The organism is Neoalteromonas facilis, from assembly GCF_002807665.1.
GTDB lineage: Bacteria > Pseudomonadota > Gammaproteobacteria > Enterobacterales > Alteromonadaceae > Alteromonas_E > Alteromonas_E facilis.
The window spans coordinates 515,052-527,564 of record NZ_PEAY01000001.1; the positions used below are offsets into that span (position 1 = coordinate 515,052).

Sequence of the window (12,513 nt, forward strand, 5' to 3'; positions counted from 1 at the left end):
ATTGAGCTTTTTTACCGCAATTTATAGTGACGGCTTAATCCAGCACAGCGTGCCAGAACTCCTGAGCTGGCACAGATAACGTTCGTCTCTTCGCTTTTATTATACCTACAGGTTTCACCAATAGATCTTCCTCTAACCCTATGCACTTAAGTCCCTTCGACAGCATCTGTGGACGACATAGCATAGGCACAATAGAAACTCCCATACCAGTTGTTACCAGCTGGCCGACCGTACTAAGCTGATTGGCTTCTGCGACTAGATTGAGTGGCATATCTAACTGCTCAGCGATTTGATGTAACCATAAGCGAACACTCGAATCTCGATTCATCGCAATAAAGGGTTCAGCAAGTATTGTTCGCCAACTCAGTTCAGACTCACTTGCTAGAGGGTGAGAGTTATCGACGACTGCAATAAATTTATCCTCAAATAAAGGACTAAACACAAGGCCATCATCACGTTCAGGTTTGAAGCTGAACCCTATTTCAGTTCTACCACTTAACACACACTCAATTACAGCTTCCATAACCACATCTAATATACGGAAACGAATATTGGGGTAATCGGCATTAAAACGCTGAAGTAACTTGGGCAGAGGGCCTTCAGCAAAAGAAGGCATCGCCGCAATCGTCAAACTGCCCTGCTTGACCGCAAACAAACGCTTCATATCCGCCATCGCATTATCACAATCCCCCCACAATCGCTTCGCCTCTGGCAGAAAAACTTTTCCTTCATTGGTTAGGCTTACGTTACGGGTATTGCGCGAAAATAACTTTCCACCTAGCGACTCTTCAAGTTTTTTTATACTGCTAGAAAGCGCCGGTTGCGTGATATGTAATTTATCAGCCGCCTCAGCAAAGGTTTTGGATTCAGCCAATGTAATAAAGGCATTAATACTTTTTAAATTGAGCATATCGACTTTTAATAAATATTATTTATTAATTGAGACATTAAATTAATTTCACTTTGTTAACAAGCTGTTCGATACTGCATTAACGTTATCGTAACAATTGAGAGAACAATGTCCGGATTTAATAAAGTAGTAAACAGCTACGCGGAAGCCATGCAAGGGCTTACCGATGACATGACGGTTATCGCCGGTGGTTTCGGTTTGTGTGGTATCCCAGAAGGCTTGATCACCGAAATCAAAAAAATGGGTGTAAAAGGACTTACCTTCGTTTCGAACAACTGCGGAGTCGATGACTTTGGTTTGGGTATTTTGTTAGAAGATAAACAAATCAAAAAAATGATTTCTTCATATGTGGGTGAAAACGCCCTGTTCGAGCAGCAGTTACTCAATGGTGAACTGGAGGTTGAACTTACGCCACAAGGCACCTTGGCAGAAAAAATGCGTGCTGGCGGCGCAGGTATTCCGGCGTTTTACACGGCAACCGGTTACGGCACACCGGTCGGTGAAGGGAAAGAAGTAAAAGAGTTTAATGGTCGTCCTTACATTCTTGAAGAATCAATTACGGGCGATTTCGCGATTGTCAGAGCATGGAAAGCCGATCGCTATGGCAACTGTATATACCGCCATACTGCACAGAACTTCAACCCAATGGCTGCAACTGCAGGAAGAATTACCGTTGTTGAAGCGGAAGAAATTGTTGAGCCGGGTGAGTTAGAGCCTTCGCAAATTCATACCCCTGGGATCTATGTACAACGCGTAATCAAAGGCGACTTTGAGAAACGTATCGAACGCCGCGTACTGGCTAAATAGGAGATAAGCAAATGGCATTAACCAGAGATCAAATAGCAATGCGCGTCGCCAGTGAATTTAAAGATGGGGACTATGTAAACCTTGGCATTGGAATTCCTACACTCGCCGCAAACTATGTCCCAGATGATATTTCCGTCATGCTTCAATCTGAAAATGGATTGTTGGGTATGGGGCCTTACCCGACTGAAGATCAAGTTGATCCAGACATGATCAATGCGGGCAAAGAAACGGTCACCGCCATCAAAGGCGCTTCCATATTTAGTTCAGCTGAAAGTTTCGCCATGATCCGGGGCGGACATGTTGACTTCACCGTACTTGGTGCTTTTGAGGTCGATGTTCATGGCAATATAGCCTCTTGGATGATCCCAAACAAACTAGTTAAAGGGATGGGTGGTGCTATGGATTTAGTGGCTGGCGCAAAGAATATCATTGTCACCATGACGCACGCTGACAAGCACGGTAACTCAAAACTTCTGTCTGAATGCACACTGCCTTTAACTGGCGTGAATTGTATTACTCGAATCATTACTGACTTAGCCGTTTTGAAAGTTGAAGATGGTGCATTCCATCTAACTGAACGCGCGCCTGGCGTCAGCATCGAAGAAATACAAGAAAAAACAGCGGGCAAATTGATCGTGCCTGATCACGTTCCAGAAATGCAGTTCTAATCTCCCCTGCGTCCCCGACGGCTGTAATGTTAGAAGTCTTATGGCCGTCACTTTTCATTTCTATATTTTCAAAATACTTTCAATAAAGTACACAGAAAGACCATTTTCTAAAGGATTAATGTTGGAGTGGTAATTTAATTTGAAATAGCACATTATCTGCGACCAACACTCACACTGTCCGATAGGAACAGGTAAAGTAATTTGAAAATTAGCCTTTTATTGTCTATACCAAAACAATAATTCTACAACTTTGTTGTTCGCCCAATTACATGCTGTATCGATTGTGCCCCTGCCTACTTTTATTTACCTCACTGTTTAGTGTCGCAGAGCAACCGCCTCGAACGATCAAATACTTTGCCGCCGATCACGATACTTCGTTATTTGTCACCGACGCATTGCAACTCGCGTTTACTAAGCACAACCAACTAAAAGGAACTGAACTCAAAAATATTCATTATCTATACAGTAGAGAAGCTAATCCCTTATCGTTGTTGAACAGAGAGATCATAGATATTTTCTGGGACGGCACGTCTAAACAACGAGAAGACGAATATGAACCTGTACGCATCCCTCTTCTTCGCGGTCTATTGGGGTATCGTGTTTTTCTAACGCACAAGGACAACCTACACCGGTTCAACGATATCAGCGAGTCTTCATTAAAAAAGCTTGTCGCATGTCAGGGTACTGCTTGGCCCGACACAGAAATACTCAGCAGTAATGGTTACACTGTGGCGACTACCGACCAGTTTATTCAGTTAGTTAAACTAACTAACAAAAAGCGATGCGACTACTTTCCTCGCGCAATATATGAAGGTTTAAATGAAATCCAATGGCTGGCAGATAAATACCCCGATCTGCGACTGGTAGAAGGCGTAATGTTTTCCTATCAGCTACCTATCTACTTATTTGTGCGCAAGTCTGATCACGCGTTTGCTCGACAGCTAGAGATTGCGCTGAATACAGCCATTGTTGACGGAAGTTACGAAAACCTCTTTAACAACCATGTTTCACTCAAATATCTTCACCCTATCTCGCAATGGCAAGAAAAGCGTATTTTCACACTGCGCAATCCCACTCTCCCCGACTCATCTCCTGGTGACGACAAATATTGGGTCAATTTAAAAAGCTTTTAATCGTGAAATGTTCACGACCAATGCTTTTCGCTCGCTATGCTTTGCCAACAATCTAATTACTTCTATTATGATTATTGAACATAAACTAACGGGGATCGTTGGTTAAGATCTGATTCATATTGGCATCGTATTCGACGACTATTTCGCTGCCATCCGGCTTGTATTCATATCGACGAACCGCAACATCAGCAGTTCGTAACTGACCATCTGCACCAAAGTATCGACTTTCGATCCTGCGCCCTCTGCCGTCTCTAATTATAGTCACCTTTGCATAACCTACGTCGGGATTTAGCACCAAAGCACCGTCAACTTGATGAAAAGATTGCGCACTGTAATCGCCAAAACTGTCAGTTTCATAGCGTGTTACACACACATGATTGTCAGGGCAATACTGCTTTCCATCTTTTTCAAAATAACGCATTTCAAAACTATGATAAGTGCCTATCTTTCTATTTTTCCACTCAAACTCATAGGTCCATTCAGCATACCCTGGTGACTCAATAACACTCGGTCTGTTAACCCTTTCTCCATTAGTATTAAGAAACGTCCATCCAAGCTCATTACCAAATTCATCGAAGTCAAAAGCAACATGACTGAACTCCGCAATAGCATGATTTTCCACTTTTTCCGTGTTGGGGTTGAGATTGATGATACTGTTTAGATACCCTTTTTCATCTAACACGATTAACGATGTTTCAAACGGAAAGTAATTCGTCAGAACAACAGGGGTTTCATTTTTGTCGTATTGAGTTTGAATGAACTGCGCTAGGTCTTTTTCCTTTTTAACAAATTTATAGGCGTTTAAGCCTGTCTCAACGGGTTCGCCTGCGGTTGAATACAACGTTAACTCCACATGCTCCTGTGACTGTTTAAATTGTTCGTGATGAATATCACCGCCCATGTAATAGTGTCTCCACATGGCTTTAGGCGCGCCATTCATGTCGAAATACCGCCTCGACATGATGTCTTTAGCATACGAATAACGTACCTCGTGAGCGTAGAAATACGAATCTTCAGAAGGATGTATGCCATGAAAATAAGCGATGGTTTTAACTCTTCCCCGAGCATCATATGAAACTTTGTAGTGATTCAGCGCGGATGTGCTACTGCTATCAATCTCTCCAACCAAGGTGTAATCGATAAAGGGAGAAATAATGCCTACTATTTTTGTGAAATATCGAACCTCTTCATCATCGGATGCAGCAATGTTTGCTAAAGCCTGACTTATGCTAAATGAGGCAAAAAGGAAAATTTGAAATAGTGTTTTCATTTACCGATCTTATTTAAGTAGTTTCCTGCAATACTCGCACTTAGTATCACTGAAGTGTAAACCTTGTTTGAGCTTTACAAATACAACCAATAAAAATCACGTAAAAATCAATTTCGGGATGGAGTCAGGGTGACATTCTTATCGTAGGCAATGGCCCTATAGCGGGTTGTTCAGAAGGCATGATGTTGTCACCATAATTAGATGCCAAAACCGGAACCATAGTCGGTTTTCGTTCACAAGATGCGGAACAAAATGAGCGATTTTAACTGCAAGTTATGTATTGGTTAGAAACAAAATAGAACATTCTTGTTGTGTGTAATATTGAGCTAAGTTTGTAAAGGCAAGCGTTCCAGATAAGAACACGTAGTATGTGGTAGTCACTACACGATATCACGAGCAATTTAATCTAGTTTGAGTAAACGTATTGTTTACTGTCGTTTTGTGCGGTGATCGGCGATAATAAGCAGACTAATATGAGGACGCTGCATTGCTATTTTCTGAACTCCCCTTAGATCACCGAATTCTTAAGGCCCTCGATGGGAAAAAGTTAACCGATTTAACCGAAATCCAAGCTAAGGTGATCGCCCCCGCTTTAAAAGGTAACGATATAGTTGCCTCGTCTAAAACGGGGTCCGGTAAAACCTTGGCGTTTTTGATCCCAACGGTTCAACGCTTATTACGTAATAAAGCACTCAGTAGAAAAGACCCTCGTGTACTCATTCTCGCGCCAACAAGAGAACTCGCTAAGCAGGTATTCAGCGAAGCTAAGTGGTTAACCGCGGGTATGCCTGTAAATTGTCAATTGATCGTGGGCGGTGAAAATTACAATGACCAAATCAAAGCCCTACGAAAGTGTCCACATATCATCGTTGGCACTGCTGGTCGTATTGCCGACCATTTAGATAGTCGCTCTTTCTTCATTAATGGGCTAGAACTACTCATATTTGATGAAGCCGATCGTATGTTAGATCTCGGTTTCAAAGAACAATTGGAGATGATCAATCGCTTTGCTGATCATCGTAAACGTCAAACTATGATGTTTTCTGCAACGATTGGCAAAATCAGTATTGATACTCTGGCAGAAAAATTACTTAAAACCCCAACAAAAATAGTTGTCGGCAGCGACACTGAACAACATGCTGATATTAGTCAGCATTACGTTTTTGCCGATTCAGTCGAACATAAAGACCAATTGCTTGCACAGATATTAAAGCAAACGCCTCATGGTCAAGCGATTACGTTTGTTGCAACACGCGAAGATACAGAACGTTTAGCACAGGTATTGAATGAACAAGGGTTCGATGCTGTCGCACTGCATGCAGAGCTTGCTCAGAATCAAAGAGCAAACATTATGAACGCGTTTTCCAGAGGCCAGCATACCTTATTGATATGCACGGATGTTGCGAGTCGTGGACTCGATCTGCCACGCGTTGAACTTGTGGTCAACTTTGACTTACCTAAACACCCTGAAGAATATATCCACCGCATTGGGCGCACAGGCCGTGCGGGTCGCGCTGGCCAGAGCCTTTCATTGGTTGGTCCTCGGGATTGGCGTAGCTTTACCCTTATACGTGCTCTTCTTGACTATGAACTACCGCAAAAGATCATAGAAGGATTTGCGGCTGCGTTTAAAGGCTTTGATATCAAAGCCCCGAGCAAACCTAAAGGTGCCCCCAAAAAGAAAACAGCTCGAAAAACTACTAACTCTGAGTCAAAAACATCGAATAAACGTGTAAAAAGTATGCTCGGCACCGAAGTTGGAGATGCCCCACTTCGACGCAAACCCAAGCCTGTGGATGAAGACTAAGTAAGTGAATTTGCACTGAAAAGCCGCTCAGTAGTGACAGAAACGCTAAAAGTTAACTGCTGATACGACGCTGCAAGGCTCAAGAGAAATACATTAGATAATAAAAAGGCGCCATAGGCGCCCTTTTTAAGTTCTTTGATTGGGTACTTTTAGTATTCCCACCAGCCTTCTTGCCACCAGTCCAGAAATTCTTCAAAATCGATGAAACCATCGTGGTTGTCGTCAATCAAATCAAACCCTTCTTTAACGCGGCTCGCTTTTGTTTTAGGAGAAATAATCGTTAACAGCTCGATAAACTCGGGTAAGTCTATTTGGCCGTTATTATCTTTATCGAAAAATTCAAATTCTTTACGAATCGCTTCAATTTGTTCGTTTGTCAATTGCTTATCAGACATAGTACAACACTAAATTTATCTATAAATGAAACTCAAGTTTATCCTTGAATTAACCTGAATGTCTACGCTTACCTGATGGTGCCTCAGTCTTTTTCGAACCAATTAAAAAGGCTTACCCATTGCTTGCTTTTGCGCTCTTCGCTCAGCAGCTTTCTTTTGTCGACGTTCTTTCGTTGCAATTCGAGCGTCACTACCCACGTGTGCTTCATTGCGCTCCATCGCTAGCTGAACTTGCTTTTCTCGCTCTCTAAAGCGCTTTATTTGCTCTTCGGAGTGCGTACCGAAACATTTAGGGCAACTAACGCCGGCTTCGAATTTGTCGCTTTGCTTGTCTTCTTCAGTAATTGGTAAACGACACGCATAGCATTGATCATAAACACTTTTCTCTAGATCATGATTCACCGCAACACGGTTATCAAAAACGAAACAGTCCCCTTCCCACATAGAGTTTTCTTTGGGTACATCTTCTAAATATTGAAGAATACCGCCTTCTAAATGGTATACCTCATCAAATCCCTGCTCTTTTAAATACGCAGTAGATTTCTCACAACGGATCCCGCCCGTACAAAACATTGCGACTTTCTTGTGTTTGTTGGGATCTAGGTTTTCTTTTACATATTGTGGAAATTCACGAAACGACTCTGTGTTCGGATTGATTGCATTTTGAAAAGTACCAATCTCAATTTCATAATCGTTGCGAGTGTCGATCAACAATACTTCTGGATCTGAAATCAAGTCATTCCAATCTTTAGGCTTAACATATGTACCTACCGTTTTACGCGGGTCGATACCATTGACCCCCATAGTCACAATTTCTTTCTTTAACTTGACTTTAGTACGGTAGAAAGGCTGTTCAGAATGTATGCTGGTTTTATACGAGATAGGCGCTAGCCTCTCATCAGCATTCAGCCATGCCAGTAATGACTCGATAGCTTCTGGCGTACCAGAGACAGTGCCATTAATGCCTTCATGGGCAAGTAACAAGGTACCTTTAATACCATGCTTTAACATGACATCAGTTAGGGGTTGACGGATCTCTTCGAAGTTTTCCAGCGTTACAAACTTGTATAACGCGCATACGGTTATAGCAGACATAAATTTTCCTATTTGCGAATTGGAACGTAAAACCAGTGCAAAATGCGGCGCGAACTATACGGAAATGACTGTTAAATTGCAAACTAGGCAAGCAATTCCTGACTCATTGGAATAATGTCTGCGAGTTCAGGAGCCGATTGTGGAACACTGTGTATTAGCGCCTGTTTGAGTCTTTGTTGTGTCGGCCAATCGCAGTTAGCAACTACCTCTGGTTCTATGTACTTAGGATCACTATGTACAGATAAGGGCTCTGGATGCATACACAGCCAAAGCTTTAAGTTTGGCATATCGTTTTGCGCCGAACATTCAGCATTAACTCGCACAGTATTATAGTCACTTGGCAAAGCTGAAAGTGCGGGTCTTCGGTAGAAATTTGAGAGAGTATCTTGCCCGCGCGCATCATTTTCAGCTTGTATCGATTGGATCGATAGTTTCTCGGTAATGTCTGTGCTGACTTGCGCTAAGTAATAACTAAAGTCATGCCCTGAATGTAACGCTTTGTTTAAGCGTCCACTAAATTCAAGGTCTCGCAGAATAAGATGATCAACAACCGCGCTATCAGACATTAAGTTAAAAATTTCTTCGACTTTTCAATACTATCGGCCAGCAAAATAAATTCTTCAGCTTGCCTTTATGCTGGCTTTGATTAACTATTCAGGTTATGAACGCAGTAAACATATATTCATGGAAATCATAAATTACTCCAAAAAACGCTTTTTAGTGGTCGAAGACCAGCGTCCCTTTCTTATGATGCTTAGGGGCTTGCTTAATACGCTGGGTGCCCAAAGCGTTGCTGTTGCACAAAATGCAGAGAGTGCACTTGGCTTATGTCGTAAGGAGAAATTTGATTTTGTGGTTACGGATATCCATTTAGGCCAAGACAAGAAAAATGGTTATGAATTAATAGAGGAGCTACGGGCGCGCAAATGGCTTAAGCCCACCTCTGTAATGTTAGTAATAAGTTCAGACAGCACACGACATCGTGTATTGGGTACTATTGAAAAAGAACCTGATGACTATCTAATTAAACCATTTTCACAAGTCCAATTAAAAACTCGCCTGAACCGCGCATTTCACAAGCGAATGGAGTTAGCTCCCGTATACAAGCTTGTAGAGAAAGACGAAATTAATGAAGCCGTTGACTGTTGTCAGACGCTTCTGAAGGGTAAATTAAACTATCGCAATAACTGCCTGAAGCTATTAGCAAATCTTTATTTACGTGCTGAAAACTATGACGCTGCGGTATCATTATCATCGAGCGTAAATGAAAACCGACCGGTTAAATGGGCACAAGTTGCCCTTGCGAGAGGGTATATTGGTCAAGGCAATCCCTCCCCTGTCTTTGACATCGCGAATCAGCTGTTAAGTGTTAATCGCTTCTATGTTGAGTCGTACGATCTTCGCGCACAAGCGCATATGTTAGAAGGTTCCCACGAGGAAGCGTTAGAGGACATCAAGCAAGCTATTGCCATTGCGCCCTTGTCCATTCAACGTCAATTATTAGCAGCCCAAATTGGACGCGTGAATACAGATCTAGAGTTCGCCAAAGAGTGTTGTCACACCATTTGGCAGATCAGTAAACGTTCAATGCACAAAGATGTCATGCACTTCAGCAATTACGTAAGAAGCTTGTTAGATATTGCCGAACAAGCCGACGAAAAGAAGGTGCAAAATCGCTATCAACAAGAGGCGTTACTTACCCTGCAACGCAGTAAACGTGACGAAGTATTCAGTCGACCTGATGAACAGTTCGACTATGCGTTGTTCGAAACGATTGTGAATTCACGCATCAGCGCTATTGATGGTAAAATACTCCAAGCGAAACAATTAATGGAAGAAGCACAAATTAACATTGAGCAAAACTTCCCAGACTTCCCGCTAAAACTGGCGCCCGATAGCATTAAAGTGATGACCGATATCGGTGATTTTGAGGAAGCTGAAAAATTAACTAAGCTACTAACCTCTAATGAAGAATTCATCGATCCCAACGTACAATACTTACTCGACAAACAAGCCGATAGTCAGGAACGGAAAGATGCATACAAAGTGCACAATAAAAACGGTATTGATGCATACCGTGAAGGGCGCTATGAAACCGCAGCAGATAGCTTTCGTTCTGCTCAAGAATTAGCCCCAGTCAATGTTGGTGTCGCACTCAATCTTCTGCAAAGTTTAGTGAAGTTGCTCGACATGCAACGCAAACCAGATGCCAAATTGGTAAAAGAGCTCAAGGACGTCTATAAATTAGTAAATAGCATTCCATTACGTGACATGCACCAACAAAAACTAGATGCGCTAACATCTGAACTGACCCCCTATATTAAAAGTGAGTAAATCCATGCGAATTGTTATGACAGCTATCAGTGTTGCTTTTGTCTCGTCATTATCTGGCTGCGCCTCAAAGGATATTTGCGAAGATATACTCGAAGTCCAGCGTCAAGAAGCGGTTTGTCAGGATCTAGCTAAAACAATGCGAGATAATAAACATCCGCAACAAGCCTTAACCGCTAGAAAACGTTACGAAACCGAATGTACTGACCTGCGGTACTACAGGGATGGTTATGACACCATTTGCAAAGGTGACCAAAAACCCATTGGTGCTCGCAAGGAAAACTAATTCGCGCTGCGCTTTCGCCCCAAAGAAGCCAACATACTGCCTAAGACTACACAACAAGCGCCGATGTACGCGACAGTATCAAGTTCACTACTGACGAATACAGAAGGCCAAACGTCAATGGCTATTTCAGAGGAGATGAGTGTAAACAGTGGCGCGATCGCGATTACTGCACTCACCTTCGATGCTTCCCATATTCCCATTGCGTAAGTAAATGCACCGTAGGCAATTAACGTATTCGCACAGCAAAATACCAATGACCACAGCTGTACAGTGTCCATCTCAAAAATGGACATCGGCGTAGTAAAAGGCAATAACATCGTGCCGCCCAACATGTAGATAAAAAACGTGAGCTGACGTGCGGTTATTGATGATAGTAATGGCTTTTGCAACAACGCGTAAGCCGCCCAGCATACTGCAGCAATAATAATTAGAAATAGCCCATAAGGGCTTTCATGAGTTGAAGACAATATTTGTGGCAAACGCTGATTAAAGAATAAAACTAATCCGAGTAACAGAACAACAGCGCCGGTAACTTGCTGACGGGTGAAGACTTCTTTGTAAAAAAACACGCCTCCGAGCATTAACATAAAGGGCGCTATTTGCATCAGGACTTGTGCCGATTCCGGATTTAGAAACAATAGCCCTTGAACATTTGTCACATAATTCAATACGAGCAGTACAGTTGCCGCGCTAAGTAATACCCAACCATTGCGGCTCAAACTGTGTCTAGTTGGCATTTGTCTGCGTAACAGAAGCATGCCAAACACCACTAAACCTGCACTGTAAAAGCGATAGGCCGTAATAGTTGCACTGTCCATTACCATTAGACAGAGCTTCAAAAATACAGGCAATATGCCCCACAAAACGGCTGTAATAAATGCTAGAAAGAAACCTAAACCGGGTCGATATACTTGCTGTTGTACCGCGCTCAATGACGTTAGCTCATCAAATCCTCAAGATCGGCAATAATAGCGCTAATTTCTTCTTCAAGCTTACGTTTTTGTTTATTCGTTAATGTACTATGAATTTCAGAAATCATAGTTGTGTATAAGAGACGATTGTGCGCCTGTGTTTCTTTGTGCTTTTCGCTCCGATACACATCTGGATTTAACATTAACTCTGTTAATTGGCTAACAAAATCAGGGTTTTCGCGTCGCATAGTAAACAATACCCTTGCGCGCTGTTGAACATCGCGTCGGTAGGCTATCCATTCATCAACCGTTGATTCAAACAATGGAACATATAACTCAATAATTTGCTTTTGTTCATTGGTCAACTTACCGATCATCTCTTCAACGTCTTCATATAAGTCGTCGCGGCGGCGCTCCAAACGCTCCTCATCATCCATGTCTGCACGATTTTCTTCCCGTTCTTGGTTCTCTTTTTCTAACGCGGCAAACAAATACACCACTTGATCATCAGACAATGAAACCGCCATCTGTGCCAATTCTGGCGCCAACTTTGAACGTAATCTTTCCCAGTGTTGCTGTGCGAGTTCTATTTGTTGATTAACTTGCTCCGGCGTCAATCCCTCCGACATCGCGCTGGACTTTACCTGATTGAGATGATCGATGTAGCGCTTGAGTTCGTGATCACGATGCCATGACAACCATTGATTTAGCTTTTCGTCAAAGATTGATTCTTGTTGTTTTGATAGCTCAACATAATCATCTACATACCAATACACCAACCAATCCAGATTGTTATAAGCGAATTTTGAAGAACAACCACTGATAAAAAGAATAACAGCACTGATAACCAACCACTGACGCATATAAAAACTCCTTGTTTATCGTACCTGTAACCGTTGA

General features: G+C 42.4%; 13 protein-coding genes. 6 read left to right on the forward strand and 7 right to left on the reverse strand.

Going from position 1 to position 12,513, the window contains the following annotated elements:
• Window positions 1–34: 34 nt before the first annotated feature.
• On the reverse strand, window positions 35–910 hold the full coding sequence (locus tag CSH93_RS02295) for a LysR family transcriptional regulator (protein ID WP_100641559.1): 876 nt from the start codon (window positions 908–910) through the stop codon (window positions 35–37).
• 108 nt (window positions 911–1,018) lie between these two features.
• Here CSH93_RS02295 and CSH93_RS02300 point away from each other — a divergent pair, with 108 nt between their 5' ends.
• The 3 genes from CSH93_RS02300 (at window position 1,019) to CSH93_RS02310 (ending at window position 3,518) form a co-directional block, all read left to right on the forward strand.
• A complete protein-coding gene (locus CSH93_RS02300; RefSeq protein WP_100641561.1) occupies window positions 1,019–1,717 on the forward strand; it encodes a CoA transferase subunit A in 699 nt (232 codons plus the stop codon).
• Between the two features lie 11 nt (window positions 1,718–1,728).
• Window positions 1,729–2,385, forward strand: coding sequence for a CoA transferase subunit B (locus tag CSH93_RS02305; RefSeq protein WP_100641563.1), 657 nt, complete (start codon window positions 1,729–1,731; stop codon window positions 2,383–2,385).
• Window positions 2,386–2,654: 269 nt separating this feature from the next.
• A complete protein-coding gene (locus CSH93_RS02310) occupies window positions 2,655–3,518 on the forward strand; it encodes a type 2 periplasmic-binding domain-containing protein (RefSeq protein WP_100641565.1) in 864 nt (287 codons plus the stop codon).
• Between the two features lie 85 nt (window positions 3,519–3,603).
• Here CSH93_RS02310 and CSH93_RS02315 read toward each other — a convergent pair whose 3' ends face one another.
• Window positions 3,604–4,788 carry a hypothetical protein gene (locus CSH93_RS02315; protein ID WP_100641567.1) on the reverse strand — a complete coding sequence of 395 codons (1,185 nt, stop codon included), beginning with the start codon at window positions 4,786–4,788 and terminating at the stop codon, window positions 3,604–3,606.
• A 487-nt stretch (window positions 4,789–5,275) separates the two neighbouring features.
• Here CSH93_RS02315 and CSH93_RS02320 point away from each other — a divergent pair, with 487 nt between their 5' ends.
• Window positions 5,276–6,595 (forward strand): DEAD/DEAH box helicase, encoded by a 1,320-nt coding sequence (locus tag CSH93_RS02320; RefSeq protein WP_100641569.1) that lies wholly within the window; start codon window positions 5,276–5,278, stop codon window positions 6,593–6,595.
• Window positions 6,596–6,744: 149 nt separating this feature from the next.
• Here the strand turns inward: CSH93_RS02320 and CSH93_RS02325 are convergent, their stop codons facing one another.
• The 3 genes from CSH93_RS02325 to CSH93_RS02335 all read right to left on the reverse strand — a co-directional run bounded on the left by CSH93_RS02325 (window position 6,745) and on the right by CSH93_RS02335 (window position 8,651).
• Window positions 6,745–6,990, reverse strand: coding sequence for an EF-hand domain-containing protein (locus tag CSH93_RS02325; RefSeq protein ID WP_100641570.1), 246 nt, complete (start codon window positions 6,988–6,990; stop codon window positions 6,745–6,747).
• A gap of 102 nt (window positions 6,991–7,092) precedes the next feature.
• Window positions 7,093–8,085 (reverse strand): oxygen-dependent tRNA uridine(34) hydroxylase TrhO, encoded by a 993-nt coding sequence (gene trhO / locus CSH93_RS02330; protein ID WP_100641572.1) that lies wholly within the window; start codon window positions 8,083–8,085, stop codon window positions 7,093–7,095.
• A gap of 83 nt (window positions 8,086–8,168) precedes the next feature.
• Complete coding sequence (locus CSH93_RS02335) at window positions 8,169–8,651, reverse strand: VC2046/SO_2500 family protein (protein ID WP_100641574.1); 483 nt, start codon at window positions 8,649–8,651, stop codon at window positions 8,169–8,171.
• Window positions 8,652–8,769: 118 nt separating this feature from the next.
• On the opposite strand from CSH93_RS02335, the gene CSH93_RS02340 reads away from it, so the two are divergent.
• Together CSH93_RS02340 and CSH93_RS02345 are read left to right on the forward strand one after the other, a co-directional pair.
• Window positions 8,770–10,419, forward strand: coding sequence for a response regulator (locus tag CSH93_RS02340; protein ID WP_164078272.1), 1,650 nt, complete (start codon window positions 8,770–8,772; stop codon window positions 10,417–10,419).
• Window positions 10,420–10,423: 4 nt separating this feature from the next.
• Window positions 10,424–10,702: a hypothetical protein gene (locus tag CSH93_RS02345; RefSeq protein WP_100641578.1), complete on the forward strand. Its 279-nt coding sequence runs from the start codon at window positions 10,424–10,426 to the stop codon at window positions 10,700–10,702.
• Here the strand turns inward: CSH93_RS02345 and CSH93_RS02350 are convergent.
• Window positions 10,699–11,634, reverse strand: a complete 936-nt coding sequence (locus CSH93_RS02350; RefSeq protein WP_240615468.1) for a DMT family transporter — start codon at window positions 11,632–11,634, stop codon at window positions 10,699–10,701. The two genes, CSH93_RS02345 and CSH93_RS02350, sit on opposite strands and share 4 nt — an antisense overlap.
• Before the next feature lie 5 nt (window positions 11,635–11,639).
• The gene (locus tag CSH93_RS02355) at window positions 11,640–12,476 is read right to left on the reverse strand and encodes a DUF6279 family lipoprotein (RefSeq protein ID WP_100641580.1); all 837 of its coding nucleotides are present in this window, start codon (window positions 12,474–12,476) and stop codon (window positions 11,640–11,642) included.
• Between the last annotated feature and the right edge of the window lie 37 nt (window positions 12,477–12,513).

Bases quoted from the DNA above. Each gene is read 5' to 3' on its own strand.
- trhO (WP_100641572.1), bottom strand. From the start codon at position 8,085: ATGTCTGCTATAACCGTATGCGCGTTATACAAGTTTGTAACGCTGGAA.
- CSH93_RS02340 (WP_164078272.1), top strand. From the start codon at position 8,770: ATGGAAATCATAAATTACTCCAAAAAACGCTTTTTAGTGGTCGAAGAC.
- CSH93_RS02300 (WP_100641561.1), top strand. From the start codon at position 1,019: ATGTCCGGATTTAATAAAGTAGTAAACAGCTACGCGGAAGCCATGCAA.
- CSH93_RS02295 (WP_100641559.1), bottom strand. From the start codon at position 910: ATGCTCAATTTAAAAAGTATTAATGCCTTTATTACATTGGCTGAATCC.
- CSH93_RS02310 (WP_100641565.1), top strand. From the start codon at position 2,655: ATGCTGTATCGATTGTGCCCCTGCCTACTTTTATTTACCTCACTGTTT.
- CSH93_RS02335 (WP_100641574.1), bottom strand. From the start codon at position 8,651: ATGTCTGATAGCGCGGTTGTTGATCATCTTATTCTGCGAGACCTTGAA.
- CSH93_RS02355 (WP_100641580.1), bottom strand. From the start codon at position 12,476: ATGCGTCAGTGGTTGGTTATCAGTGCTGTTATTCTTTTTATCAGTGGT.
- CSH93_RS02325 (WP_100641570.1), bottom strand. From the start codon at position 6,990: ATGTCTGATAAGCAATTGACAAACGAACAAATTGAAGCGATTCGTAAA.
- CSH93_RS02305 (WP_100641563.1), top strand. From the start codon at position 1,729: ATGGCATTAACCAGAGATCAAATAGCAATGCGCGTCGCCAGTGAATTT.
- CSH93_RS02315 (WP_100641567.1), bottom strand. From the start codon at position 4,788: ATGAAAACACTATTTCAAATTTTCCTTTTTGCCTCATTTAGCATAAGT.
- CSH93_RS02345 (WP_100641578.1), top strand. From the start codon at position 10,424: ATGCGAATTGTTATGACAGCTATCAGTGTTGCTTTTGTCTCGTCATTA.